The sequence below is a fragment of the Parahoeflea olei genome, assembly GCF_001703635.1.
GTDB lineage: Bacteria > Pseudomonadota > Alphaproteobacteria > Rhizobiales > Rhizobiaceae > Hoeflea > Hoeflea olei.
On record NZ_LQZT01000006.1, the window covers coordinates 74,692 to 98,988 of the forward strand.

The 24,297-nt window shown below is 67.2% G+C and carries 21 protein-coding genes; 5 read left to right on the forward strand and 16 right to left on the reverse strand.

Annotation, left to right across the window (positions count from 1 at the left end):
• Position 1: 1 nt before the first annotated feature.
• From AWJ14_RS06280 to AWJ14_RS06295, 4 genes are all read right to left on the reverse strand, one after another.
• Positions 2 to 1,009, reverse strand: coding sequence for a chlorophyllide a reductase iron protein subunit X (locus tag AWJ14_RS06280; protein WP_066176483.1), 1,008 nt, complete (start codon positions 1,007 to 1,009; stop codon positions 2 to 4).
• Positions 1,006 to 1,950, reverse strand: a complete 945-nt coding sequence (bchC, locus tag AWJ14_RS06285) for a chlorophyll synthesis pathway protein BchC (RefSeq protein WP_066176485.1) — start codon at positions 1,948 to 1,950, stop codon at positions 1,006 to 1,008. The genes AWJ14_RS06280 and bchC overlap by 4 nt, the downstream gene beginning before the upstream one ends.
• A gap of 104 nt (positions 1,951 to 2,054) precedes the next feature.
• On the reverse strand, positions 2,055 to 3,185 hold the full coding sequence (locus AWJ14_RS06290; RefSeq protein WP_171904829.1) for a methyltransferase: 1,131 nt from the start codon (positions 3,183 to 3,185) through the stop codon (positions 2,055 to 2,057).
• Positions 3,186 to 3,222: 37 nt separating this feature from the next.
• Positions 3,223 to 4,092 carry a polyprenyl synthetase family protein gene (locus tag AWJ14_RS06295; RefSeq protein WP_066176489.1) on the reverse strand — a complete coding sequence of 290 codons (870 nt, stop codon included), beginning with the start codon at positions 4,090 to 4,092 and terminating at the stop codon, positions 3,223 to 3,225.
• 131 nt (positions 4,093 to 4,223) lie between these two features.
• On the opposite strand from AWJ14_RS06295, the gene crtD reads away from it, so the two are divergent.
• The gene (crtD, locus tag AWJ14_RS06300; protein ID WP_066176492.1) at positions 4,224 to 5,768 is read left to right on the forward strand and encodes a 1-hydroxycarotenoid 3,4-desaturase CrtD; all 1,545 of its coding nucleotides are present in this window, start codon (positions 4,224 to 4,226) and stop codon (positions 5,766 to 5,768) included.
• Positions 5,769 to 5,794: 26 nt separating this feature from the next.
• Positions 5,795 to 6,646 carry a carotenoid 1,2-hydratase gene (locus AWJ14_RS06305; RefSeq protein WP_083220088.1) on the forward strand — a complete coding sequence of 284 codons (852 nt, stop codon included), beginning with the start codon at positions 5,795 to 5,797 and terminating at the stop codon, positions 6,644 to 6,646.
• Here AWJ14_RS06305 and AWJ14_RS06310 read toward each other — a convergent pair whose 3' ends face one another.
• Genes AWJ14_RS06310 through bchI form a run of 6 tightly spaced genes read right to left on the reverse strand, consistent with a single transcriptional unit; the run spans position 6,647 to position 13,275 of the window.
• The gene (locus AWJ14_RS06310) at positions 6,647 to 6,841 is read right to left on the reverse strand and encodes a hypothetical protein (RefSeq protein WP_066176494.1); all 195 of its coding nucleotides are present in this window, start codon (positions 6,839 to 6,841) and stop codon (positions 6,647 to 6,649) included. It lies immediately after the preceding gene.
• Positions 6,834 to 7,904: a phytoene/squalene synthase family protein gene (locus AWJ14_RS06315; RefSeq protein ID WP_066176496.1), complete on the reverse strand. Its 1,071-nt coding sequence runs from the start codon at positions 7,902 to 7,904 to the stop codon at positions 6,834 to 6,836. Before AWJ14_RS06315 ends, AWJ14_RS06310 begins: the two co-directional genes overlap by 8 nt.
• Complete coding sequence (gene crtI / locus AWJ14_RS06320; RefSeq protein WP_066176497.1) at positions 7,882 to 9,417, reverse strand: phytoene desaturase family protein; 1,536 nt, start codon at positions 9,415 to 9,417, stop codon at positions 7,882 to 7,884. The genes AWJ14_RS06315 and crtI overlap by 23 nt, the downstream gene beginning before the upstream one ends.
• A 54-nt stretch (positions 9,418 to 9,471) precedes the next feature.
• Positions 9,472 to 10,377: an alpha/beta fold hydrolase BchO gene (gene bchO, locus AWJ14_RS06325; RefSeq protein WP_066176500.1), complete on the reverse strand. Its 906-nt coding sequence runs from the start codon at positions 10,375 to 10,377 to the stop codon at positions 9,472 to 9,474.
• Positions 10,374 to 12,263, reverse strand: a complete 1,890-nt coding sequence (locus AWJ14_RS06330; protein ID WP_066176501.1) for a VWA domain-containing protein — start codon at positions 12,261 to 12,263, stop codon at positions 10,374 to 10,376. Before AWJ14_RS06330 ends, bchO begins: the two co-directional genes overlap by 4 nt.
• Positions 12,256 to 13,275, reverse strand: a complete 1,020-nt coding sequence (gene bchI, locus AWJ14_RS06335; protein WP_066176502.1) for a magnesium chelatase ATPase subunit I — start codon at positions 13,273 to 13,275, stop codon at positions 12,256 to 12,258. Before bchI ends, AWJ14_RS06330 begins: the two co-directional genes overlap by 8 nt.
• Before the next feature lie 386 nt (positions 13,276 to 13,661).
• On the opposite strand from bchI, the gene dxs reads away from it, so the two are divergent.
• Entirely contained in the window at positions 13,662 to 15,614 is a 1,953-nt protein-coding gene (gene dxs, locus AWJ14_RS06340) for a 1-deoxy-D-xylulose-5-phosphate synthase (protein ID WP_066176503.1), read from the forward strand.
• 229 nt (positions 15,615 to 15,843) lie between these two features.
• Positions 15,844 to 16,674: a cobalamin B12-binding domain-containing protein gene (locus AWJ14_RS06345; protein ID WP_066176505.1), complete on the forward strand. Its 831-nt coding sequence runs from the start codon at positions 15,844 to 15,846 to the stop codon at positions 16,672 to 16,674.
• Positions 16,675 to 16,839: 165 nt separating this feature from the next.
• On the opposite strand, the gene AWJ14_RS06350 is transcribed toward AWJ14_RS06345, so the two are convergent.
• From AWJ14_RS06350 to pufB, 5 genes are all read right to left on the reverse strand, one after another.
• A complete protein-coding gene (locus AWJ14_RS06350) occupies positions 16,840 to 18,003 on the reverse strand; it encodes an MFS transporter (protein WP_066176507.1) in 1,164 nt (387 codons plus the stop codon).
• A 142-nt stretch (positions 18,004 to 18,145) separates the two neighbouring features.
• Positions 18,146 to 18,490, reverse strand: a complete 345-nt coding sequence (locus AWJ14_RS06355) for an antibiotic biosynthesis monooxygenase family protein (RefSeq protein WP_066176509.1) — start codon at positions 18,488 to 18,490, stop codon at positions 18,146 to 18,148.
• Between the two features lie 348 nt (positions 18,491 to 18,838).
• On the reverse strand, positions 18,839 to 20,248 hold the full coding sequence (locus AWJ14_RS06360) for a PucC family protein (RefSeq protein ID WP_066176511.1): 1,410 nt from the start codon (positions 20,246 to 20,248) through the stop codon (positions 18,839 to 18,841).
• 321 nt (positions 20,249 to 20,569) lie between these two features.
• Positions 20,570 to 20,908, reverse strand: a complete 339-nt coding sequence (locus tag AWJ14_RS06365) for a light-harvesting protein (protein WP_066176514.1) — start codon at positions 20,906 to 20,908, stop codon at positions 20,570 to 20,572.
• Between the two features lie 12 nt (positions 20,909 to 20,920).
• Positions 20,921 to 21,076: a light-harvesting antenna LH1, beta subunit gene (pufB, locus tag AWJ14_RS06370; RefSeq protein WP_035523071.1), complete on the reverse strand. Its 156-nt coding sequence runs from the start codon at positions 21,074 to 21,076 to the stop codon at positions 20,921 to 20,923.
• Positions 21,077 to 21,464: 388 nt separating this feature from the next.
• Between pufB and AWJ14_RS06375 the strand changes: the two genes are divergently transcribed.
• Positions 21,465 to 22,034: a hypothetical protein gene (locus AWJ14_RS06375; RefSeq protein ID WP_066176516.1), complete on the forward strand. Its 570-nt coding sequence runs from the start codon at positions 21,465 to 21,467 to the stop codon at positions 22,032 to 22,034.
• Positions 22,035 to 22,357: 323 nt separating this feature from the next.
• On the opposite strand, the gene recQ is transcribed toward AWJ14_RS06375, so the two are convergent.
• Entirely contained in the window at positions 22,358 to 24,217 is a 1,860-nt protein-coding gene (recQ, locus tag AWJ14_RS06380; RefSeq protein WP_066176518.1) for a DNA helicase RecQ, read from the reverse strand.
• Positions 24,218 to 24,297: the final 80 nt, after the last annotated feature.

Here is a 24,297-nt window from a genome sequence, read left to right on the forward strand (position 1 = left end):
ATCACACCGTGTCGTAGATGACTTCGAGGGACGGACGCGCCAGCGCGGAGGCCGGGCACATGTCTTCCGGCCGGGCGGGCACGAGTTCGAAATCGCCACCGGTGTCGGAGGAGTCGAACAGGCCGATCAGGCCGTCCTGGTCGAGCGGTTCGGGCAGAACCGGCGGGGCCAGGCCGAGATTGGTGGCGAGCGTCTGGAACAGCGGACCCCAGCGGTTTTCCGGGTGGCCGATGATCTGGTAGTTGGCGCTCTTCTTGCGGATGTCGTCATCCTGCGGGATCGCGGCGAGCACCGGAATGCCCACGGCTTCGGCGAAAGCGGCCGCCTCGCCGGTGCCGTCATCCTTGTTGATGACCATGCCGGCGACGCCGACATTGCCGCCGAGCTTGCGGAAATACTGGACCGCGGAGCAGACATTGTTGGCCACATAGAGCGACTGCAGGTCGTTCGATCCGACGACCACCACCTTCTGGCACATGTCGCGGGCGATCGGCAGGCCGAAGCCGCCGCAGACCACGTCGCCCAGGAAGTCGAGCAGCACGTAGTCGAAGTCCCAGTCGTGGAAGCCGAGCTTTTCGAGCGTTTCGAAGCCGTGGATGATGCCGCGACCGCCGCAGCCGCGGCCCACTTCCGGACCGCCCAATTCCATGGCGAAGACGCCGTCTCGCTTGAAGCAGACGTCGGAGACGCTGATTTCGGCGCCGGCGGCCTTCATCTTCGACGAGGTCTCGATGATGGTCGGGCAGGCGCGTCCGCCGAACAGAAGCGAGGTGGTGTCGCTCTTGGGGTCGCAGCCGATCAGCAGCACCTTCTTGCCCATATGGGCGAGCATGCAGGACAGGTTGGCGAGCGTGAAGGACTTGCCGATGCCACCCTTGCCATAGATGGCGATGATCTGCGTGTCCTTCTTCACCGGACCCGTATGGGGCTGGTCCGGCTCGATCGCAGCTTCTTCGCGCAGGCGTTCGTGGATCCGGTCCGCGGCGTTTCCGCCAAAGCCTTCGGTCATTGCAGTTCCCTCCAGTCAAGAATCATTTTCAGGCAATCCGGATCGCCGAACGCGGTCCGGTAGGCTGCTTCCGCGTCACCGGGGCTTGCCGAGTGGGTGATCAGGCCGCGAAGCGACAGGCGGCCGCTGGCCAGAAGGTCCAGCACCGCGTGAATGTCGCCAGGCCTGAACTCGGCGGCGATGCGGATATGTGCCTCACGCATGAAGGCAGGAGTGAAACGGAAGCTCATGGTCTCGGTGTAGAACCCGGCAAGGACGACCTCACCGCCGCGCGCCAGCACGGCAATGGCCTTGTCGAGGATTTCGGGGTCGCCACTGGCATCGAGCACGCAGGCGAACTTGCGCGGCTCGGCGGCTTCGGGCGCGATCACCTGATAGCCCTCGGCACCCTGGCGGCGGGCGGGATTGATCTCCCACACCTCGGGCGCGGGATGGCCCATTGCGACGATCAGTCGCGCGGCCAGGCGGCCGACGATGCCGTGGCCGACGACCAGTTCCGGCACTGCCATGCCCGGCAGGGTGAGCGCGTGATAGGCGGTGGCGGCGAGCGACAGCAGCGTGCCTTCGCGGGCGAGATCGTCGGCGATCGGAATCACCCGCTCGGCAGCGGTCACGAGACGGGCCGCCGAGGCGCCGAACAGCGCTGCCGCATCGGTGTAGCCGCGGGCGCCGGGCACGAAGACCAGCCGGCCTTCGATATCGGGCGCGCAGGCCTTTCCGGCCGACACTACCCGTCCGACCGACTCGTAGCCGGGCACAAGCGGGTATCCCATGCCCGGAAATGCGGGCATGCGGCCTTCGAACAGCAATTTCTCGGTTCCGGCGCTGATGCCGCTCCAGATCGTTTCGACAACGACGTCACCATCGCCGGGAGCTGTGACATCAAGCTCCCGGAGACCGATCCGGTTTGGTTGTTCGAACACGACTGCGTTTGTTTGCATAATCATTGATCCAGTCTGACTCAGACGAGATGCTGCCTCCGTCATGTAATATTGATTTTACGGCCTTACATGTCAACTTGTATTTACACTCGTCCTTGGGAATCTCAGGGGCGAGCAATCACCAGCGTGGCCATCAGCGCCGACCGGCAGGGGCGAATTTCGAAGCTTGAAAAACCCGCCGCCCGGGCGAGCGAGACGATCTCGGACGGGGTGCGGCAGCGGCCCGATCCCATGGCCAGGACGTAGACGCCGAAATAGGCCGTCGATAGCCGCTGACCGCGCGAATCCGCGCCTGCCATGGGTTCCGCGACCACCAGAACCTGTCCCGGCTCCATGGCTGCGCGCACATTCCTGAGCAGCCTGAGCACCACGGAATCCTCGTGGTCGAACAGCACCCGCACCAAAGTGACGCAGTCATTGCCGCGCGGCAGCGGGTCGTCAAGGAAGCTGCCGCCATGGCAGCGCGGGCAGCGCGTGAGCGGCCCCTCTGCGAATCTTTGTCGCGCCCGCTCGGCCACCGGCGGCAGGTCGAACAGCGAGACCGCCAGCGACGGATGACGCGCGGCCACGGCCGAGATGAAGGCCCCCTCGCCGCCGCCCACATCGAGCAGATGGCGGTGGCGGCCGAAATCATAGGCGTCGAGGATTTCGTCCGACAGCATCGACTGGCTGTGCGACATCAGCGTCGAATAGGTCGCCGCGGCGCCGGGATCGACCGAAGTTTCGCGCCCGGAGCCGGCATAGGCCCACAAGCGGTGCAGTTCGGTCTCCGGATTGGCGCCCTTGAACAGCGTCACGGGGTCGCTCAGATCGCGATACATCAGCGCGTGGTGGCGAATCATGGCGCGGATGCCGCGATCGCTCTGCACCACCGCGCCCTGGTCGGCGAGGGTGACGAAATCGTCGCGGCCGACGATCACCAGCCGGATCGCCTGGGCCGCCTGCAACAGCCGCCTCAGCCGGTCTTCGGAGAGCCCCGTCGGGCGCACGAGATCGGCGACCGCGACCGGCCCGGGTTCCAGCGCCTGGAGCAGGCCGGTCTCGACGGTGGCGAACAGGATCTGGCTCTGGACGAAGCCGGTGACGAGGGAGAACAGGTCGGCTTCCTGCGCCTTCGAATAGCTGCGTGAAAACGGGAGCCGCTGCACGAATCGGCGAAACTCCGGACGCGCGACCTGGCGGGCGCGCCAGGCCTGCAATCGTGAGCGCCAGTCGGGACCCGGTTTCACCGGCATGCGCGAACCGGACGCTGACACTTCCGCGACCATGGGATCAGGCCGCCACCGTGGCCAGGTTCTTCGGCACCAGGCGCTTGGCTTCGCCGAGGATCAGCTGCTTGAGCATGTCCGAGCCGTGGCAATCGGGAATCGAGGCGGCGGCTTCGCCGACCAGATCCTGCAGCCGCTGGATCGCGCCGCCGAGACCCAGTTCCCGCACCGCATTGGGGCGGTCGTGGGCCGCGTCCTGGCCGCAGGGCTTGCCGATCTCGTCGGGGTCTGCGGCACAATCACGCAGGTCGTCGGCGACCTGGAACGCGTCGCCCAGCGCCTCGCCGAGCCGGTACCAGTTCTGCGGATCGACGCCGGCGGCAATCGCGCCGGCGGTGGTGGCGCCGATGAACAGCGACGAGGTCTTGGCGCGGTGATAGACCTTGAGGTCGATCTTGTCCTCGGCCTCCCAGGCCTGCCCGGCGATGATGCCGTGCGGCATGCCGACGGCGCGCGAGATCACCCCGATCAGCGGCCCGATGCGATCGGGCGTGGCGAGGCATTCGCGGGCGATGGTCTCGAAGGCGAGCACGATCAGCGCGTCACCCGCCAGAACGGCGGTGGTTTCGCCGAAAGCGGTGTGCAAACTGGGCTTTCCGCGGCGGATATCGGCATTGTCGAAGCAGGGCAGATCGTCATGCACCAGCGAGGCGCAATGCAGCAGTTCGATTGCGGTGGCGGCGGCGTCCGAGGCGCTCGGGGCATTGTCGCCGGCCGCAAGCGCCACCGCCAGGCACAGCCGCGGACGGATGCGCGCGCCACCGGGGAAGACCGCATATTTGAGCGCCTCGCACATGATCGACGGATTGCCGCCGGCGGTCGCATATGTCACGGCACGCTCCAGATTCCGTTCAATGCGTTTTTGCAGATCCATCTGTCATGTCCCTCCGACATCTTCACTGTCTGTCACTTTAAAATGACAGCCATATGTGTCAAGTTATCCTGACATAGTTGGATGGTTTGTCAACGCCGTTACCGGCTGTTGCAGAGCAAGGAAATGAGTCGATGAAGCTGGCCAGGAATGTGGTCGTGGTGGGCGCCGGTGCCGGCGGTCTGGCCGCGGCAATTGCAGCCGCAGCCTCGGGTTTCGACGTCACCGTGATCGAACGCGGCGACACCCCGGGCGGCAAGATGCGTCAATTGGATGTGGGTGGGCGGCTGATCGACGCAGGCCCCACCGTACTGACGATGCGCTGGGTGTTCGAGCGGCTGTTCAGGATGGCGGGCGCCGATCTCGCGGCGAGCGTGCCGCTCAGGCGCGCCGGAGTGATTGCCCGGCACGGCTGGCGCGACGGCTCGCGCCTCGACCTGTTTCCGGACATCGAGGAGAGCGTCCGCGCCATCGCCGATTTCTCCGATCGGGCGAATGCGGACGGCTACCGCCGCTTTGCCGCCGACAGCGCGGCGATCTTCTCCACGCTTCGGCCGACCTATATCGACGCCCAGCGGCCCAATCCGTTGACGCTGATGCGGCGGATCGGGTTCACCCGGGTCTCCGAGCAGATGGCGCTGAGGCCGCTGTCGCTCCTGTGGCCGGTGCTGGGCGAATATTTCACCGACCCGCGCCTGCGGCAATTGTTCGCGCGCTATGCGACCTACAGCGGTTCCTCGCCGTTCCTGGCGCCGGCCACGCTGATGCTGATCGCCCATGTCGAGCAGGAAGGGGTCTGGGTGCCCGAGGGCGGCATGCACGGCGTGGCGCGGGCGATGGAAGCCCTCGCCGTCGAGCTTGGCGTGACGTTCCGCTACAACACCCAGGTCGCCTCGATCGACTCGCTGACCTCCGGGGTCACCGGCCTCACGCTCGCCACCGGCGAACGCGTGCCTGCCGACCGGATCGTCTACAATGGCGACATTTCCGCGCTTGCCGCCCTTACCGGCGGCGTCGACCGCTCGGGCGTGAGGCCGGTGGCACGGCGCAAGCGCTCGCTCTCCGCCCTCACCTTCGCGGTCAACGCGCGCACATCGGGCTTTCCGCTCAGCTACCACAGCGTGTTCTTTGCCAACGACTACTCGGCAGAGTTCGACATGCTGATGCAATCGCGCGAAATGCCTGCCGTTCCCACAACCTACATCTGCGCCCAGGACCGCGACGCCGAGGGCAACCTGCCCGCAGGGGTTGACCGGGAGCGGATGCTGTTCATCCTGAACGCGCCGGCCGACGGCGACATCAAGTCCTTTTCGAGCAAGGAGACTGGCCAATGCCTCACTCAAGCGCTGACCCATCTTTCGGCCTGCGGCCTGACGGTCGACGAGTCGGAGATGGACGTCACACCGACGTCGCCGGACCGGTTTCACCGGCTGTTCCCGGCGACCGGCGGAGCGCTGTACGGTCCGCTGTCGCACGGGTTCCGGGGCGCGTTCCGGCGTCCGGGGTCGCGGACACGGATTCCGGGGCTCTACCTGGCGGGGGGCAGCGCGCATCCGGGTCCGGGAGTGCCGATGTCGACGCTTTCCGGGATGCTGGCGGCGGAGAGCCTGGCCGAGGACCACGCTTCGACGCACCAGTCCCGCCCGGCGGCTATCTCTGGTGGTATGTCGATGGCCTGAGCGACTGCGACCGCTTCGGCCTGTCGGTGATCTCCTTCGTCGGCTCGGTGTTCTCGCCCTATTACCACTGGGCCGGACGGCGCGAGCCGGACGACCATGTGTGCATCAATGTCGCACTTTATGCACCGGGCGGCCATCGCTGGACCATGACCGAGCGCGGCCGCAAGGACCTCAAGCGCGACGCGCTCAGCTTCACCGTCGGGCCGAGCCAGCTGCGCCGCGAGGGCGACGACATCGTCATCGATTTCGACGAGATCTCGGTGCCACGCCCGCCGTCGCAATGGCTGCCGAAGCGGATCAAGGGCTCGATCCGCTTCACCGCCGATTCGGTGACCTCGCAGGTGTTCGACATCGACGGCAACGGCCGCCACCGCTGGTGGCCGATTTCGCCGACGGGACGGATCCGCGTCGATTTCGAGAGCGGCGGCGAGGACTGGGCCGGCCACGGCTACATGGATTCCAACTGGGGCACGGAGCCACTGGAAAAGGGCTTCGCGCAGTGGGACTGGGCGCGCGGACGCCTGCCCGGCGGCGATGCGGTGATCGTCTACGACACGGTGCGCACCGATGGCAGCCTCGGCGCCTTCGCCCTGCGCATTCGTCCGGACGGGGAGATCGAGCAGATCTCGATGCCGGCCAGGACACGGCTCGCCAACGGCTTCTGGGGCGTGCCGCGCGCCGGCCATCACGACCACGGCGCCCGGCCGGTGCTCAGGCAGACGCTCGAGGACGGGCCGTTCTACACCCGCTCGGTGGTCCGCACCCGGCTTCTGAGCGAGAACATCGACATGATGTATGAAAGCCTGTCGGGCACCCGCTTCGCCTCGCCGATCGTCAAGGCGATGCTGCCGTTCCGGATGCCGCGACGGGCCGGCTGATCACTCGGTGGCATCGCCGGGTCCGGTGCGGGCCTCGGCGCGCGCGGCGCGCTCTGCCGCTTCCTGGGCTTCACGGGCCTCCCGGGCGTGGACATCGCGCCGGAGCGTGCGCATCTGCCAGATGATGAAGATCACGAAGCCGCCGAAGCTGAGCCCGATCTCGATCAGGCCGGCATAGTTGGAAAGGTCAGGCATTGGCCTGAGCCGCCTCGGCCGCAAGCTCGGCGATCTCGGCCTCGCGCCGGCGGATTTCCGACAGGGCCATGATCTCGATCATCCGCCCGGCCTTGGCGTCGAAGCCCTGCGGCACGCTGGTGCGCCCGGCGGCCGCCGCCTCGACCAGGAAGCGGACCTGCGGATGCGCGGGCTCGGTGGAGACCGGCTGGAACAGGAACGGCGTGGCGGCGGCGCGGGCGATCAGCTCGAGCTTGCGCCGGGTCGAGGTATGGGCGCGGCGGGTGACGCTGTCATGGCCGGCGAGTTCGATCTCGCGGCCGATCTCGCGATAGATCAGCGCGGCGCTGCGGATCGCGGTGCGGCAACTGAGAGGCAGACCGGCGATGCCGGTCATGGCGCGGGCATAGAGCACATGCGCCGAATCCAGCAGCCGCTCGGTGGTCGCGCGCATCGCCGGACAGGGGCGCGGATCGGCCAGGAACGCCTGCGGGTCGATGCCGGCCTCATCGAGCCAGTCGAGCGGCAGATAGATGCGGCCACGCTGCGCGTCCTCGCCGACATCGCGGGCGATGTTGGTGAGCTGCATGGCGAGCCCGAGATCGGCGGCGCGCGCCAGCACCGCGCGGTCGCACACGCCCATGATCAGCGTCATCATCACGCCCACGGTGGAGGCGACCCGCGCCGCATAGGCGCAGAGCTCGTCGCAGTCGCGATAGGTGCGGTTCTCCACGTCCCACTCGAAGCCCTCGATCAGGGCCGCGGGCAAGGCGCGCGGGATCGCGTAATGCTCGACCACGGCCCCGAAGGCACGGTCGGCGGGATGATCCTGCGGCGCTTTCCTGTAGATGGCGTCGAGCCGGGCGTGGATCTCGGCCAGCCCCTCGGCCGCATCGGCGCTTTCATCGACCAGATCGTCGGCAACCCGGCAGAAGGCGTAAAGCGCCCGCGCCGCCGCCCGCGACGAGCCCGGCAGCAGCATCGAGGCGGCGAGGAAGGATTTCGATCCGGCGCGGATCGCCTCCTCGCACTCCCGGCGCAGGCCCGGGTCGAGAACGAAATTATCGGGCGAAGGTACTTGCATGGGGCACGACCTTGTCGAGGATCTTGGCGGAGGAGACGACGCCGGGGAGTCCCGCGCCAGGATGGGTGCCCGCCCCGACAATGTAAAGATTGTCGAGTTCCTCGCTCTTGTTGTGCGGCCGGAACCAGGCCAGCTGCAAAATCGTCGGCTCCATGCCGAAGGCCGCGCCCTTGACCGACAGAAGCTTCGAGTGGAAATGCTCCGGCGTGATCACGCGCGAGGTGACGAGGTGATCGCCGAGGCCCGGCAACAGCGAGGATTCGAGATAGGCCTGGATCTTCTGGCGGTAGGGTTCGGCACCCGTCTCCCAGTCGATCTTGCCGTCGAGATTGGGCACCGGCGAGAGCACATAGAAGGTGTCGCAGCCCTTGGGCGCGACCGAGGTGTCGGTCGCCGTCGGCCGGTAGAGATAGAGGCTGAAATCGTCGGCCAGGATCTTGGCGTCGAAGATGTCGTGCAGCAGCCCGCCGTAGCGTTTGCCCAGAAGCACGGTGTGGTGCTCGACATCCTCGTAGCGGCAGTCGGTGCCAAAATACCACACGAACAGGCTCATCGAATATTTGGCATTGTTGACCTTCGCGTCGGTCCAGCGCTTGCGCGGCAGGTTGCGCAACAGCTTGGTGTAGGTCCAGCCGGTGTCGGCATTGGAGACGACGATATCGGCGCTGAGAACCTCACCACTGACCAGCCGCACCCCGGTGGCGCGGCGGCCCTCGACGGTGATCTCGTCGACTTCGGCGCCGGTGCGGATGGTGCCGCCCTGCCCGGCGATCAGCCCCGTCATGCCCCTGACCAGCGCATGGGTGCCGCCCATGGCGTAATGCACCCCGTATTCGCGTTCGAGATAGGAAATCAGGCTCAGCACGCCCGACGAGCGCATCGGGTTGCCGCCGATGAACAGCGGATGGAAGCTCAGGGCCTGGCGGAGCTTTTCGTTGCGGATATATTTGGACACGAGCTTGTAGATCGAGCGTTCCGCGCGCCGCATCACCAGCGCCGGCATCGCGCCGGCCATCGCCCCGAGCGAGAGATAGACCCGGTCGATCATGCCCAGGAAGCCGGTCTTGAAGCAGCGCTTGCTTTCGTCGAGATAGCGCCGGTAGCCGCCGATATCACCGGGCGACAGCTTTGCGACTTCGGCCTCCATGAAGGCCTCGTCGCCATTGACGCGGAACTCGGTGCCGTCGTCGAAGCGCACCGTGTAGAACGGATCGAGCGGCACCAGCGTGACGTCGTCGGAGACCTTGCGGCCGCACAGCGCCCAGAGTTCCTCGAAGATGAAGGGTGCCGTGACGATGGTCGGGCCGGCGTCGAACACATAGCCGTCCTGGCGGAACTGCGCGGCGCGGCCGCCGGGCGCATCGAATTTCTCGACGATGGTGACGCGGTAGCCGCGCGCGCCCAGGCGGATGGCGGCGGCAAGACCGCCGAAGCCCGCGCCGATGACGATGGCGTGAGGCCGGGCATCAAGCGCATTCCCCCCGGCAAGCAGCGGATCGTGGGCGGTCATCATGAGTGTACTCCGGTTGTGGTCTTCAATTCTGGCCGTGGCCCGCCGCGTCCCATCTCAGGCCACCGACCTGCTGGCGGCGCAGTCCTTGCCCGCGGCGCGGGCGATCAGTCCGACAGCGCGTTGCGGGTCGGCCTCGTGCATCAGGTGACCCCCGCGGGGGAGGATTTCGACGGTGCAGTCGGCGATCAGCTCCGCGGCCTGGCGCGACACGCGCGCCGGCACCATCGGGTCATCGGCGGCGGCGATCAGGGTAACGGGAACCGTGAGCGCGCCGAGATGGGCCAGCAGCGGCTCCAGCCGCCAATTGGCCATCATCCCCAGCGCGCCGTGGATATGCGCGGGCTCGCGCAGCAGCATGGCGTAGCACGCGCGTCCCTTTTCATCGATCCGCGAGCCGGTCGCCTTGAGCAGGTGATCGGCCATGTTGCCGAGCCGCGCCTGGAACGAGACCATGCGCGCGGTCAGCGGATTGGAAAACATCAGCCGCGCCAGAGGCGACAAGAGCGCATTGCCGCGAATGGGTTCGAGTGCGGCATTGAAGCCAACGATCCGCTCGGGGCGGATTCCGCCGTCGAGCGTTGCCTGCAGCAGCACCGCCACCCCGGCGGAATGGCCGACCGCGAGCGCTGGTGCGACACCGAGCGTTTCGACCAGCTGCCACAGCGCCCGCGCCATGCCCGGCAGCGCCAGATCTTCCTCGCGCGCGCCGCGGGTGAAGCCGTGTCCGGGCAGGTCCATGGCGATGACGCGGCAGTGCCTGGCCATCAGCGGCATCAGCCCGCGAAAGGAATGGGTTGCGGCGCCGGTGCCGTGCACCAGCAGCGCGGTGGCCAATTCGGGATCGCCGAGCTCCTGGACATGCCATTCGATATGGCCCGCCCGCACCATCCGGCTCGCCTCCCGCAGAGGCCAGTCCCGGCCTGCGGTTTCGAGCCTCGGGGTGCGCGCGGAAAGGCTCATTGCCGCGCACCCTGACTTGCGCCCTTTTGCAGCTCCGCGCTGACGATGGCGTTGACCGCACTGGCGGAGACGACCGGCAGCGCGCAGTACTGGGCCTGCATGAAGCGGGCAAGCTCGCGCGTGGTTTCGCGCGGCCTCCTCGATATGTCGATGACGATCGAGCGATAACCGAGCGCAGCCCCCTGGCGGGCGAGCATCTGCGCGTCCTCGCGGGCGCGGACGCGGTCGGGCTTGCCGTCGAGCGCGATGTTGCCGCTGCCGTCGGTCAAATAGACGATCAGCGGCGACTGGCCGCGGCGCTGCACCATGCCGGCGACTTCGAGCGAGCGGCGGATGGCGCCGGCCAGCGGCGTCGGACCACCGCCAGGAAGCCCGGTGAGCGAGCGCTTGGCGCGCACCAGCGAGCGGGTCGGCTCCAGCAGGGTTTCCGCCGTCAGCCCGCGGAAGGTGATGAGCGCGACATGGTCGCGCCGCACGTAGCAGTCGCCGAGCAGAAGCTCGATCGCGCCCTTGGCCTCGGCGAGCCGTTCCATGGCGGTCGAGCCGGAGGCATCGACGGCGAAGATCGCGGTCGATTCGGTGCGGTGGCGGAAGCGGATATAGCGGAAATCGGACGGCAGGATCCGGAGCCGCGGCACCGATCCGTCGGCTGCGAGTGCGAAATCCGGATTGCGCAGCCGCTGCCAGGGAATCGCCGCGCGCAGCGTCGAGACCACGTCGGGCCGGGCCTCGCTGTAGGGCGGACGCGAGACGATGCCCGCGGGCCGGCCACGGCGGCTGCCGGCCTTGAAGCCGCCCGACTTGCCGGTGCGCGCCATCTTCGAGGCATGCGAGCGGTCGGGCCGGTCGAGTTCGGCGAGCACCGCGCGCGAGGCGGCGGCGGCGGCAACCAGCATGTCGACTTCCGACAGGTCCGTTTCCGTGACCTCGTCGGCATTCTGCTGCTCGTCGCCGGGCGGCTGCGGCGGTTGCGGCGGCTGGTCTTCCATCGATTCCGACGCTTCCGGCTCGGGCGGGCGCTCGTCGGTTTCGGGCTGCTCGGAGGCGTTGAGCGTCATGCCGAGACAAAGCCGCACGGCGGTGGCGAGATGATCGCCCTCGACTTCGCCCTTGCCGTCGAGCAGGGCCAGGATGCGACCGACGCGAATGAGATCGAGCGAGCGGCGCAAGGGCGCTGCCGGCAACGCCAGCGAGATCGCGCCGGCGGCTTCGAGCAGCCCGTCGGGCACGGTGATACGGGCGAGCGCCTCGCCGCGGATCTCGCGATCCGGAAGATCGCAGGCGAGGCCGCGGGCAAAATCGGCATCGAAGACGGCGTCGTGGATCGACAGCCCGTCGAGCCTGAGATCCAGCGTCAGCCGCTCGGCGAGCGCGGAGGGCAGATCCTCGTCCTCGCCGGAGGATTCGTCGAGCGCGATCAGCGAGAAGCGCGCTTCCTGGCGGTTGCCGGAGGAGCCGATCACCTCGCGGTCGTCGAGCGCACGGCCGATGATGGCAGCGCTGGCGCCCGGCAGGCGTTCGGCCATGCCGAGGATGATGAAGCCGCCGTCGGCCCGGGCGAGAAGCCCTTTCTCGTGGATCGGGCGGCCCGCCGTCAGCGTGGCGGTGATGTCGATGCCGCCGGTCAGGCGGCCGGTGGCCGAGGACGAGGGAATGCGGATCCAGGGCGCCTTCGGGCCATTGCCGGCTTCGAGCATGAGGCCGACCATGTCGAGCCAGCGGTCGCGCACGGGGCCTGCGCCCGCGCGCAGGCGCACGCCGCCGATCAGGCCGGCGCCCGCCACCAGAACCCTGGCAGCGAGAATCGCGTCGCCCCAGCGCGGATCAGCCGCGTCGGCTGCCCGCTCCGGGGCGGCGCCGGGTTCGGGCACGGCGGGCTCAGGCATGGCCGGCGACTTCGCTGATGGCGCGATCGACGCGGGTCTTGGAGCCGGCCTCGTCGAGCGGATCGCGGCGCAACCGGTGCCTGAGCGCCATCGGCGCCACGGCGAGCACGTCCTCGAGCGTGACTTCCGTGCGCCGTGCGAGCGCGGCCTTGGCACGGGCGGCGCGCATCAGCGTGAGTTCGCCGCGCAGGCCATCGACGCCAAGCTGCATGCACAGATGCGCCATCATGGTCATCAGCCGCTCGGACACCTCGACCGCGTGGACCGCCTTGCGGCCGGCGACGATGCGGCTGGCGAGGCGCTTTTCGTCCTTGGCCCATGTCTCATGGAAGGCTTCGGGATCGTGCTCATAGGCATCGCGGCGCTTCAGCACCTCGATGCGCGAGGCGATGTCGCGCGGCGAGGACACGTCGACGGACAGGCCGAAGCGGTCGAGCAGCTGCGGGCGCAGTTCGCCCTCTTCCGGGTTGCCGGAGCCGACCAGGACGAAGCGCGCCGGGTGGCGCACGCTCAGACCCTCGCGCTCGACGACATTGACCCCCGACGCCGCCACGTCGAGCAGCAGGTCGACCAGGTGGTCTTCGAGCAGGTTGACTTCATCCACATAGAGAAAGCCGCGATGGGCCTTGGCGAGCAGGCCCGGCTCGAAGGCGCGCTCGCCCGAGACCAGCGCCTTTTCGATGTCGAGCGCGCCGCAGACGCGGTCTTCCGTGGCGCCGAGCGGCAGGTCGACCATCGGCGCGCGGCGCTTGATCCGCTCCGACCTGGCCGCGGTCGCGCAGACCGGGCAAGGTTCCGCCGGATGATCCGGATCGCAATTGTAACGGCACCCGCGGGTGCTTGTGAGTTCGGGCACCAGTTCGGCCAGGGCGCGCACGGCGGTGGACTTGCCGGTGCCGCGATCTCCGAAGACCAGAACGCCGCCCAGGGCGGGTTCCACCGCCGCCATCAGCAGCGCGTCCTTCATTTCATCCTGACCAACGATTGCGCTGAAAGGATAGGGCTTAGCCATAGGCGATGACCTTTCATTGTATGCGTGTGAGTCCGGCCTTGTCGATCGCCGGGCGCCAAGCGCTGCGGACACCGGCCTTCGCCGAAGTGTCCACATTTTTGTACATGTTCACGTAAAACAAAATATACACTCTGGCTTCATTTGCAATCGCCATAATCGCCGCATCCGCAGAAGCGCCGCCATCCGGCTACGCGGCGCAAAGCCCCGCAAAACCGGGATTCCACCCCCGCATTCCGCGACCATTTGCCCATCTGTCCAGATTGCTTGACAAATTTGGTGTAAATTTATGTTTACATTTGGCTCCGTTGATCCGAATATACGAACCGGTCCGGCCCGTGGGCACATCCGGACCTGCCGGCTCGGCCGGACCAACATGGAGACAGGCAATGGGGATTGTTTCTAAACCGGAGAACGCGACACCGCTGCTCGACAGGATTGCCTCGCCGGCAGACATGCGCCGCCTGCGCGATGCCGAACTGGTCGATCTCGCCGACGAACTCCGGCGCGACACCATCGCCAAGGTCGCCGCCACCGGCGGCCATCTGGGCTCCACCCTCGGGGTGATCGAGCTGACGGTTGCCATCCATGCCGTCTTCACCACGCCCCGCGACAAGCTGATCTGGGACGTGGGCCATCAGGCCTATGCCCACAAGATCCTGACCGGCCGGCGCGAAGCCATGGCCGGCCTGCGCCAGGACGGCGGCCTGTCCGGTTTCACCAAGCGCTCGGAAAGCGTCTACGATCCCTTCGGCGCCGCGCATTCCTCGACCTCGATTTCCGCCGGCCTCGGCTTTGCCGCCGCCCGCGAGCTCGGATATGGCGAGGGCGACGTGGTGGCAGTGATCGGCGACGGCGCGATGTCGGCCGGCATGGCCTACGAGGCCATGAACAATGCCGGCGCCCTCGGCAAACGCATGTTCGTGATTCTCAACGACAACGAAATGTCGATCTCGCCGTCGGTCGGCGCCTTCTCGCGACATCTTGCCACACTGTGCGCGCGGGCGCCGGTGGTCGGCATCGACGTGGTCATGAAAAAGGCTGCCGCACGGCTGCCCGAACCGTTCAAGACCGGCGCTGCCCGGGCCCGCCAGGCGATGGGCGCGCTGACCGGCAATTCGAGCCTGTTCGAACATATGGGCTTTTCCTATGTCGGGCCGGTCGACGGCCACAACCTGCCGCAATTGCTGGCGATTTTGCGCACGCTCAAGACCCGCGCCGACGGACCGGTGCTGATTCACGCCATCACCCGCAAGGGCGCGGGCTACGCGCCGGCGGAAAACAGCGCCGACAAATATCACGGCGTCGGCAGTTTCGACGCCAAGACCGGGGCGCTGTCGAAGTCCAAGGCGCGCGCGCCCGCCTACACCAAGGTTTTTGCACAGGCGCTGACCGAAGAAGCCGGTCGCGATGACCGAATTGTCGCAGTTACGGCCGCAATGGCTTCCGGCACCGGATTGGACGCTTTTGCAAAAGCGCATCCCGAACGCATGTTTGACGTCGGCATCGCCGAACAGCATGCCGTCACCTTTGCCGCCGGACTGGCGGCCGCGGGCATGAAGCCGTTCTGCGCGATCTACTCGACCTTCCTGCAGCGCGCCTACGACCAGATCGTCCACGACGTGGCGCTGCAAGGCCTGCCGGTCAGGTTTGCGATCGACCGGGCAGGCCTGGTCGGTGCCGACGGGCCGACCCATGCCGGCGCCTTCGACATCGCCTTTCTCACCAACCTGCCGGGCTTCACCGTGATGGCCGCGGCCGACGAAGCCGAACTCGTGCACATGGTGGCCTCCGCCGCCGTCCACGATGCCGGGCCGATCGCCTTCCGCTACCCGCGTGGCGAGGGAACCGGCGTGGCCCTGCCCGAGCGCGGCGTACCGCTGGAGATCGGCAAGGGCCGTGTGGTGCGCCAGGGGCGCGACATCGCCTTCCTGTCGTTCGGCACGCGGCTTGGCGAGTGCCTGGCGGCCGCGGACCTGCTCGCCGCGCGCGGCCTGTCGGCCACCGTGGCCGACGCCCGCTTCGCGAAGCCGCTCGATACCGCCCTGATCGAAGATCTCGCCCGCAACCATGACGTGCTGCTGACCGTCGAGGAAGGCGCCAGCGGCGGCTTCGGCGCGGCGGTGCTGACCCATCTCGCCGATGGCGGCCTTCTCGACGGCTCGGTGGCGGTGCGCACGCTCACCCTGCCCGACCGCTACGAGCCGCACGCCAGTCCGGACGTGATGTATGAACGATCCGGCCTGACGGCGCCGCATCTGGCCGACTCGGCACTCAAATGCCTTGAAAGGACAAGCAGACACCAGAAAGATCACGCATTGAGACTTGCGGCCTCGACTTGAGGCCTTTGCAGGAATCCATTAGATTTCACTGCAAAAAAGAAGCATTGACGATGCTCCTTTTCCGTTTTGGAACAAACCGCGCCGCAGTATGGCCGCAGAGCCTCTCGTTTCCCCGCAAAAAGCGGCTTAACCTTCTTCCCGTGGATCTGATCCACTGAGTTGGGGGTAAGCTATGTCTGGTAACGAAAATACGCACTGCAACCATCGCGTTGCAGCGAACCGGCAATTCATGAGTCGCGGCCCTCTCGCTGTTGTTTCGGAATCGCCGTGGTTTTCGGGCCATCTGGCCTCTTATCCGCACCTGGAGACCACCGATCGGAGCAAGCTCGAGCAGGCGATCCGGCACCACTTCCACTTCGACGGCTCCGCCACGCAGCCTCAGGACTGCACCTGCCACCCCTGCGACGGCACCGTGCATTTCCGCCAGATGCTCAGTGCGCTTCTCGAAAAGGACCCGAAATATTTCCGCGCCCTGCTCGACCGGTTGCGCGCAGAGCGCGTGCCGCTGCTCGTCATCTGCGAGACGCTGATCGTGCCCGTGGCCGAGGAACTGGGCCGGATGTGGTGCGAGGACGAGGAAAGCTTCTCGAGCGTCACCGCCGCCTCCTCGCGGCTGCAGCTGCTGCTGACCAGCCTGTCGGAATCGGACGGGCCGTCCTTCTGCGACAGCGAGCGCCCGCGCATCCTGTTGATGCGGATGCCGAGCAACGATCATACGCTTGGCCTGAGCGTGATCGCGTCGGTGTTTCACGAGGAGGGCTGGAGCGTCGACGGCGGGCCGAGCCTGACGGCCGGCAATCGCGCCTATGCGATGGCGCGCGACGGCGGCTACAAGGTGATCGGCGTCTCCGTGACCGTCGGATCCTCGACCGCGTCGATTGCCGCCATCATCCGCAAGATCCGTGCGGCCTGCCCGGACCCGGAAACCGCGATCCTGATCGGCGGCCCGTCGCTTGCCAGCCGGCAGGAGGAACTCCGGGCCGCGGGGGCCGACATCCTGGCAACCGACGTGCGCCAGGCCATCCAGGCGGCCAACGCGCTGGTCAAGCAAGACGACTAGAAGCTTCGCGCGGGCCCACCCGGGCCAAGCCGAACGCAGGCTCTGGCGGACGGGGGCACAGCCACCGGACACGCCTATCCGCGATCGGGACCGGGCTGCGCCAGGCCCGCGCCAGGCATGACGGCCGCGGGCGGCCGCGCCTACGGGGCCGCCCGCGGCCGCCCTTCAGTCGGCCGCGTCGGGTTTTCTGAGCGACAGCGAGATGCGAACCATCACCAGCGCCGCCACCGACAGCGTGACGCAGATCCAGAAGGCATTGACGCCGAAGAAGCCGAAGGCCACGCCGAAGCCTGACACGATCAGGATCGAGAATCCCTGCATCATCACGCCATAGAGGCTTTGCGCCTCGGCGGAGATGTCCTCGCTGGTGCGCTTGGCGATGAAATAGAGACAGCCGAGATAGGAAAAGGTGAAGGTGACCGCCTGGCCGAGCTGCATGACGACGAGCACCGCGAGCGGCGGCGACATGGTCATGCCGATCCAGCGCAGGATCGAGGCCACCGCGGCCATGAGAATGAGAACGCGCGCCGGAAACCGGGTGTTGATCTTCTTCCAGGCGAACATGGTGGCAGCTTCCGCCGCGGCGCCGAGCGCGATCAGGCCGCCGATCACCGGTTCGGACAGGCCCTGCTGCTTCCACACCAGCGACGAAAACGCGTTCATGACCATGTGGTTGGCGAACAGGATCGCGCCGGCGATCACCGGCAGCAGCACCCAGGGCTGGAACGCGGCCACCACCTCGCGCGACAGCAGCCGCCCTTCGGAGACCGCCCGGGGTCGCGCGGCATCGCGCAGCCGCGGCAGGCCAGCGGCCATCGCGAAGCGCAGGGCGCAGGCAATCGCCATCAGCCAGACGAAGGAGGAAGCGCCGAACCATGCGACCAGCCAGCCGGTCAGAAAGCAGGTGCTGAGGAAGCCGACGGTCCCCCAGGCACGGGTCGAGCCGAAGGAAAAGCCCAGCCGCATCGACAGCCGCAAGGTCGCCGCATCGGCAACCGGACTGACGAGGCCCGCCGGCAGGTTGGTCATGGTCCAGACCGCCAGGATCATCAGGAAACCCTCGGCAAAGCCAAGCGCGAGCGAACAGACCGCACTCAGCCCGGTGCCGATCATGATCGCCTGTTTCCAGTCCGGCGCACGATCGGCCAGCCGGCCGACCAGGATGCTGAACATCAGGATCCCCGCCATCGGCAGGGTGTTGATCAGGCCGATGCCGGCATCGCTGATGCCCTGTTCGTTGAGCCAGATCGGCAGATAGGTGACCGTGACCGCGGCGGGCCAGAAGGTGATGAAATAGTACCGCGTCGCCGCAAATTCCGGCTGTGCCATGTCAGGAGCGCCTTGAGACAGAATGCGGGACGGGTCAGCCCGGGCGGGACCGCCCCGGCCGGTCCGTGCAGCGACCGCATCCATCCGCTTTAATCGATCGCCGGCGCCAATGCCATCGGCTCACAAGGGTATATTTTGCAACTCAGCCATGCGCCGCACGGCTGTCGCACGGGGCGTGCGTGCGGTCATCCATGCCGTAGTCGCGCAGCACATGGGCGACGCGCAGCCGGTAGCCTGAAAACACACCCGCCCTGCCCCGCGCCTGGGCGTCGCGGTGGGCCTCGAGCGTGCGCCAGCGCCGCACCGCCTCCTCGTCGCGGAAGAACGACAACGACAGGAGCTTGCCCGGCGTGGTCAGGCTTTCGAAGCGCTCGACCGAGATGAAGCCATCGACCGCCTGGAGCGTGGCGCGCATCGAGGCCGCGATGGCGAGATACGCGTCGCGACGGCCTTCGGCGGGTTCAACCTCGAAGATCACCGCGATCACGGCCGCCCCCGCTCAGCCTGGCGACCGCTTAAGAGCCCGGACCGTCCCTGTCGCGCGCTGAAGCACCGGCCCGGCCCTGCGCCGGAGCGCGGATGCGAATGCCCCGCGTTGCAAAGCGGATGCCCGAACCGGGCCAAGCCGGCGGGGCGGTTCGGGTGGCGGATGAGAAGGCTGTCCATGGCGGGCTCCTGCGGGGTGACGGAGCCCTTGTTTCACATCGACGCCAGCTGTTGCTTCGATCGCGATCGAATTGTCCGGGAGGCGCCGCAGATCACGCCAAGGCGCGCGGGCGAGCCGTGGCCAGCCTGCGGGCGGCTTTCGCCGGCCCCGCAGACTGGCGAGGCTTCGTCAGGAAGCGCGCAAGCTCGCAGCGCCGCGTCCGCGCAACAATGGCGCGATGACCGCAAGGGCTGCGAGCAGGAACAGGATCTCGAGCACATAGACCGAGAGATAGGGTGTGGCCGCACCGAACCAGGAGCCGATCGGCAGCGCCAGGATGATGTCGCGCAGCATCGAGCCGAAGGCGATGCCGACACCGGCGGTGGTGGCCTGGACGGCGCCCCAGGTGCCGAGCGCGAGCCCGATCTGCTCGCGCGGCGCCATCTGCATGGTGGCAGTCAACGTGCCGTGGCCGAACAGGCCCGCGCCGAAGCCGATCATCGCGGTTCCGGCCACGAACAGGACGGGCCAGCCGAGCGGCGCGGCAAGACAGATGGCGGTGAAGCCCGGCACGCCGATCAATGCGCCGTAGCCCGCCATCAGCAGCGGATCGAAGCCGCGACCGAGCACCCGCGACGCCCAGGCAAAGCCCAGAAGGCTGCCGAGCGCCAGAACGGCGGTGAGCTTGGTCGTGTCGGCGACGGTGAGGTCGAGCACCTGCCCGCCATAGGGTTCGAGCAGCACATCGGCCATGCCGAAGCCGAGCGTGCCGAGCGCCACCACGACCAGCCGCCGCTTGGCCTGGCCGCCGCGAATGAGCTTTTCCCAGGAGGCCGCGAATTCGGGCGTTTCGGCGGCGCGTTCGCCGGGCATCGCGCCTGGGCGGCTGTGACGGGCTTCCATCTTCCACAGCGCCAGCACGTTGAGCACGACGGTGATGACGGCGCAGGCCTGGATCACCTGCACCAGCCGGCCGGGGCTGAACTCCTCGAGCGCCACGCCGAACAGAAGCGCGCTGGCGATCATGCCCGCAAGCAGCATCACATACATGAGGCCCACCACCTTGGGCTGGTCCTCGACAGGCGCCAGGTCGGTGGCGAGCGCAAGCCCCACCGTCTGCACCATGTGCAGGCCGGCGCCGACGAGAAGGAAGGCCGCGGCGGCGCCGACATAGCCGATCCAGGCAGGCGCCGTGGCGGCGTGGCCCTGGCCGGCGAGCACCAGAAGCGCGAACGGCATGATGGCAAGCCCGCCGAACTGCAGCATGGTGCCACGCCAGATGAAGGGCACGCGACGCCAGCCGAGCGCGGAGGTGTGGACATCGGACTTGAAGCCGATGATGGCGCGGAACGGCGCAAACACGATCGGCAGCGCGATCATGATGCCCACCAGCGAAGCCGGCACCGACAGCTCGACGATCATGACGCGGTTGAGGGTGCCCACCAGCAGCACCAGCGCCATGCCCACCGACACCTGGAACAGCGACAGCCTGAGCAGGCGGCTCAAGGGCAGGTCTTCCGTGGCCACGTCGGCGAACGGCAGGAAGCGCGGCCCGAGGCTGGCCCAGGTCTGCATGGCTTTCCGGCTGAAACGATTCATCTCGCGTCCCCTCATTCTTCCAACCCTTGGGCTTCCAACCCCCGGGCTTTCACCCCTTGGGCTTCCAACCCGTGCGGATTGCCCGCTGCGCCGCTCCCGCGACCGGAACGGATGACGGTCCTCATCCGGCCAGGCCGCAACCTGACCCGTGACAGGGCGCGGATGGCGGCAAGTGCCGGCCGCGCGGATTGCAGCCCGGTGCCCGAAAGCGCATCCGCGCAAAGGCGCGAGGAACCGCAGACATCAGTCAAAGGCCGGGGTCCCGCGGGACCCCGACCTCTGTTGGCGGTGAATGCGATTGCACCAACCGCGGGCAACGCCTTACTTCAGCGAAGCCGTCTTGGTGCCGTCGATCATGTTCTGATCTTCGAAAACCACGCGTGCGGTGCGGCCGTCCGGCAGAACCACGACGCCCTGCTGTGCGCCGTTGGAAGCCAGGCTCAGACCGTTGTCGAAAACGACGACGGCGTTCGAGCCTGTGCTGTTCAGGGCGACATCAGCCTGCTTTTCGATCACGGCGCCGGCATAGAATTCCGGCAGCCACTTGGAGTATTTCATCACCGCGACGTGGGTGGCGAAGGAGCTCACAGCAACGGCTGTCAGAAACAGCGGCACACCGACGGTCGGCTTGACCACGAGCCAGAGTTTTGCGTTATTCATGACGCTCTCCCCTCACCCGAACCAAGGCGTGTACACGTAGGCGAGGATATGCGCCACGATGGCGATAAACCCGAACACGCGCGTGCCGTCGATGATGTGCCGGTGAAGCTCTTCCGCCTCCCCGATGGTCAGGCCTGATGGCCATACTTTGTCAGGATCATAATTCATTGCGCCATCTCCTTAAGGCGGTAGCATTTAAGCCCGGGCGGAAATCCGCGTCGGGTCCAGACTGGACATTCCAACCGACGTCCTCGTTCGCACGCCTTCGCCGGGTGAACTGCCACTCCGTAAATTGTCACAAAGTTTTTACGCCTTCAAGTGTCAACGTATATTGACGATGGCGCAATCCGCCGCACCCTTGCGCCGCGTGGGCCGTCCGCGTGGAATTTCAACGATTTGGCCCTGTATGCGTCAAAATGTACCATCCGGACTGCCTGCGTCAATTCAGCCTGACACTCAATTATGTTAGGTTTGCTTGACAGTGACCGCTTGAATCACCCGCGGCTTCGTCTTATGATTTTGCCATATATAAACGGCTCTAACGCATGGAGACATCATGACAACGCTGATTACGCGACTTTATGAAACGCCCGAGCGCGCAAGCGCCGTGGCCGCTGCGCTGGCGGCGCACGAGTTCCGCGACAAGCACTATGATGTGATTGCCGCACCCCAGTCCGAGGAAGGACCGACCGTGGGCGCACTCGATGCGATCCACCAGGCGCTCAGCAAGGCGGGTGTGATCCCGCGCTCGGCGGCCGTGTATGCGCCGCTGATCCTGGAAGGCAATGCGCTGGTCGTGGTTCGCGCGCCGATGGGCACCGCCTTCGACGTCGAGGCCATCGTCGACAGCTTCGAGTCGCTCGACGCGGGCGTGCGCGACGAAGTGCACCTTCCGGCCGAAGCCGGGCTGCCGCCGAAGGTCTACCGCCAGCGCGCAACCTCGCTGTTGCCGCGCGACGCCATGATCCTGTCGGGCCGGAAGTTCCTGCCCGCGATCACCAGCCGCGACACGAGCCCCTGGTCGGGTCTGGTCACCTCGGGCCCCTGGGCGGGCCTCGTGACCGGCAACACCACGCCGTTTTCGTCGACGCTCGGCCTGCCGACGCTGACCAAGACCAACGCCTGATCCTTTGTCAGACGATCATCGCGTCAGCCCCGACCGGGACACCGGCCGGGGCTGACGTGTTTTGGGGCGATGGCATGGGAGATGGGATGGGTCTCCGTGGTCCGCGGTGGATCACCTCAGGACCCTTTGCCCCCCCGGCCGCAGATGCGGCGGCAACCGGTGCTGCGGGCCTGCGGTGCCGAGCCTCGCCCGGCCAACGAGGCGGTCGCGCGGCCCGCGGCGACAGCCCCGCGCATCCGCTCGGATGCGCAAAGGACGCTGTAAAACCTTGAATGAATGCATGTCGTTGGCGTTCAAATGAATCCGTTTGAACGCGACAGGCATTAGCGCTCGAAGTCGCGGATCACTTTCAGGAAGGCGTCGCCGTAGCGGTCGAGCTTGGACTGGCCGACGCCCGGCATGGCGAGCAACTGGTCGTGGTCGATCGGCCGCTCGGTGGCGAAGGCCACCAGCGTGGTGTCGGGGAACACCACATAGGGCGGCACCGACAGATCCCGGGCGATCGCCATGCGCGCCGCGCGCAGGGCTTCGAACAGCTCTCCGTCGCGCTCTTCCAGCGCCGACTTCGCCTGCGCCGCACCGGACGATTGCCGCCGCGCGCCCTTGACCGGCGCGCGGTCCTTGCGGAAGCGGATCTCGCGTTCCCGCTTGAACACCGCGCGCGCCTCCTCCGGATTGAGCTTGAGCGCACCGAAAGCGTCGTGGTCGACGCTGACGAGGCCGGCTGCCAGCAGCTGACGGTAGACCGACTGCCAGGCCTTGGCCGGGATATCCCGGCCCACCCCGAACACCGGCATGTCGACATGGCCGAATCGCGTGGTCTTCTCGGTCTCGTTGCCCATCAGCACGTCGATCAGATGCGCCGCGCCGAAGCGCTCGCCGGTGCGGTAGACCGCGGCCAGCGCCTTGATCGCGGCTTCGGTTCCGTCCCAGGTCTCGACCGGCTTCAGGCAGGTGTCGCAATTGCCGCATTTGCCCGCATGCGGCTCGCCGAAATGGGCGAGAATCGCCTGCCGGCGGCAGCCGGCGCTCTCGCAGATCGCCAGAAGCGCATTGAGCTTGGCGCGCTCGACGCGCTTGACCTCCTCGCCCTGCTGGCCGCCGTCGATCATGCGGCCGCGCTGGATCACGTCGGCCATGCCATAGGTCATCCAGGCCTCCGACGGCAGCCCGTCGCGGCCGGTCTCCTGGTAATAGGCCTCGACAGAGCCCGGCAGGTCGAGATGGGCGACATAGCGCACATTGGGCTTGTCGATGCCCATGCCGAAGGCGACGGTGGCGACCAGGCAGAGGTCCTCCTCCTTGAGGAAGGCGTCCTGGTTGGCCTCGCGCACGGCGCGGTCCATGCCGGCGTGATAGGCCAGCGCGCGGATGCCCTTGGCATTGAGCCATTCCGCGGTGTCCTCGACCTTAGCGCGTGACAGGCAGTAGACGATGCCGCTCGATCCCTTGTGGCGGGAGAGAAACCTCAAGAGCTGCTGGCGCGGCTGGTCACGCTCGACGATCTCGTAGGAGATGTTGGGCCGGTCGAAGGAGGTGGTGAACACCTCCGCGCCGCCAAGCCCGAGCCTGTCGATGATGTCGGCGCGGGTGTGCGGATCGGCGGTTGCCGTCAGCGCGATGCGCGGCACGCCCGGCCAGATCTCGCCGAGACGGCCGAGCTCGCGGTATTCGGGCCGGAAATCATGCCCCCATTGCGACACGCAATGGGCCTCGTCGATGGCAAACAGCGCGATCCGCGCATCGCCGATCATGTCGCGGAAACCGGGCGTGACGATTCGCTCCGGCGTGACATAGAGCAGGTCGAGTTCGCCGCGGGCGACGGCGCCGCGGACATCGAGGAATTCCTCCCGCCCCAGCGAAGAATTCAAGGTCGCGGCGCGCACCCCGAGCTGTTTGAGCGCCTCGACCTGGTCGCGCATCAGCGCGATCAGCGGCGAAACGACGATGCCGACGCCGTCGCGGCAGAGCGCCGGGATCTGGAAGCAGAGCGACTTGCCCGCGCCGGTCGGAAACAGCACCACCGCATCTCCGCCGGCAACCAGGCGCTCGACCACCGCCGCCTGCTTGCCGCGAAAGGCACCGTAGCCATAGATCCGCTTGAGCACGTCAAGCGGATCGCGGCTCCGGCGGCTTTCGCTGGGTTCGAACAGGGCATCGGCATGGGAACGGGTCTGCGGCATGGAATCGCTTTCGTGGGAAGAGACCCGACTATGGCACAGATCGAGGGACCGCCGCGAGGGCGACGGGGTTATCTCGCATT

Excerpts from the sequence above, each read along its gene's own strand:
- AWJ14_RS06280 (WP_066176483.1), bottom strand. The coding sequence starts at position 1,009 with ATGACCGAAGGCTTTGGCGGAAACGCCGCGGACCGGATCCACGAACGC.
- bchC (WP_066176485.1), bottom strand. The coding sequence starts at position 1,950 with ATGCAAACAAACGCAGTCGTGTTCGAACAACCAAACCGGATCGGTCTC.
- AWJ14_RS06290 (WP_171904829.1), bottom strand. The coding sequence starts at position 3,185 with ATGCCGGTGAAACCGGGTCCCGACTGGCGCTCACGATTGCAGGCCTGG.
- AWJ14_RS06295 (WP_066176489.1), bottom strand. The coding sequence starts at position 4,092 with ATGGATCTGCAAAAACGCATTGAACGGAATCTGGAGCGTGCCGTGACA.
- crtD (WP_066176492.1), top strand. The coding sequence starts at position 4,224 with ATGAAGCTGGCCAGGAATGTGGTCGTGGTGGGCGCCGGTGCCGGCGGT.
- AWJ14_RS06310 (WP_066176494.1), bottom strand. The coding sequence starts at position 6,841 with ATGCCTGACCTTTCCAACTATGCCGGCCTGATCGAGATCGGGCTCAGC.
- AWJ14_RS06315 (WP_066176496.1), bottom strand. The coding sequence starts at position 7,904 with ATGCAAGTACCTTCGCCCGATAATTTCGTTCTCGACCCGGGCCTGCGC.
- crtI (WP_066176497.1), bottom strand. The coding sequence starts at position 9,417 with ATGATGACCGCCCACGATCCGCTGCTTGCCGGGGGGAATGCGCTTGAT.
- bchO (WP_066176500.1), bottom strand. The coding sequence starts at position 10,377 with ATGAGCCTTTCCGCGCGCACCCCGAGGCTCGAAACCGCAGGCCGGGAC.
- AWJ14_RS06330 (WP_066176501.1), bottom strand. The coding sequence starts at position 12,263 with ATGCCTGAGCCCGCCGTGCCCGAACCCGGCGCCGCCCCGGAGCGGGCA.
- bchI (WP_066176502.1), bottom strand. The coding sequence starts at position 13,275 with ATGGCTAAGCCCTATCCTTTCAGCGCAATCGTTGGTCAGGATGAAATG.
- dxs (WP_066176503.1), top strand. The coding sequence starts at position 13,662 with ATGGGGATTGTTTCTAAACCGGAGAACGCGACACCGCTGCTCGACAGG.
- AWJ14_RS06345 (WP_066176505.1), top strand. The coding sequence starts at position 15,844 with ATGAGTCGCGGCCCTCTCGCTGTTGTTTCGGAATCGCCGTGGTTTTCG.
- AWJ14_RS06350 (WP_066176507.1), bottom strand. The coding sequence starts at position 18,003 with ATGGCACAGCCGGAATTTGCGGCGACGCGGTACTATTTCATCACCTTC.
- AWJ14_RS06360 (WP_066176511.1), bottom strand. The coding sequence starts at position 20,248 with ATGAATCGTTTCAGCCGGAAAGCCATGCAGACCTGGGCCAGCCTCGGG.
- AWJ14_RS06365 (WP_066176514.1), bottom strand. The coding sequence starts at position 20,908 with ATGAATAACGCAAAACTCTGGCTCGTGGTCAAGCCGACCGTCGGTGTG.
- pufB (WP_035523071.1), bottom strand. The coding sequence starts at position 21,076 with ATGAATTATGATCCTGACAAAGTATGGCCATCAGGCCTGACCATCGGG.
- AWJ14_RS06375 (WP_066176516.1), top strand. The coding sequence starts at position 21,465 with ATGACAACGCTGATTACGCGACTTTATGAAACGCCCGAGCGCGCAAGC.
- recQ (WP_066176518.1), bottom strand. The coding sequence starts at position 24,217 with ATGCCGCAGACCCGTTCCCATGCCGATGCCCTGTTCGAACCCAGCGAA.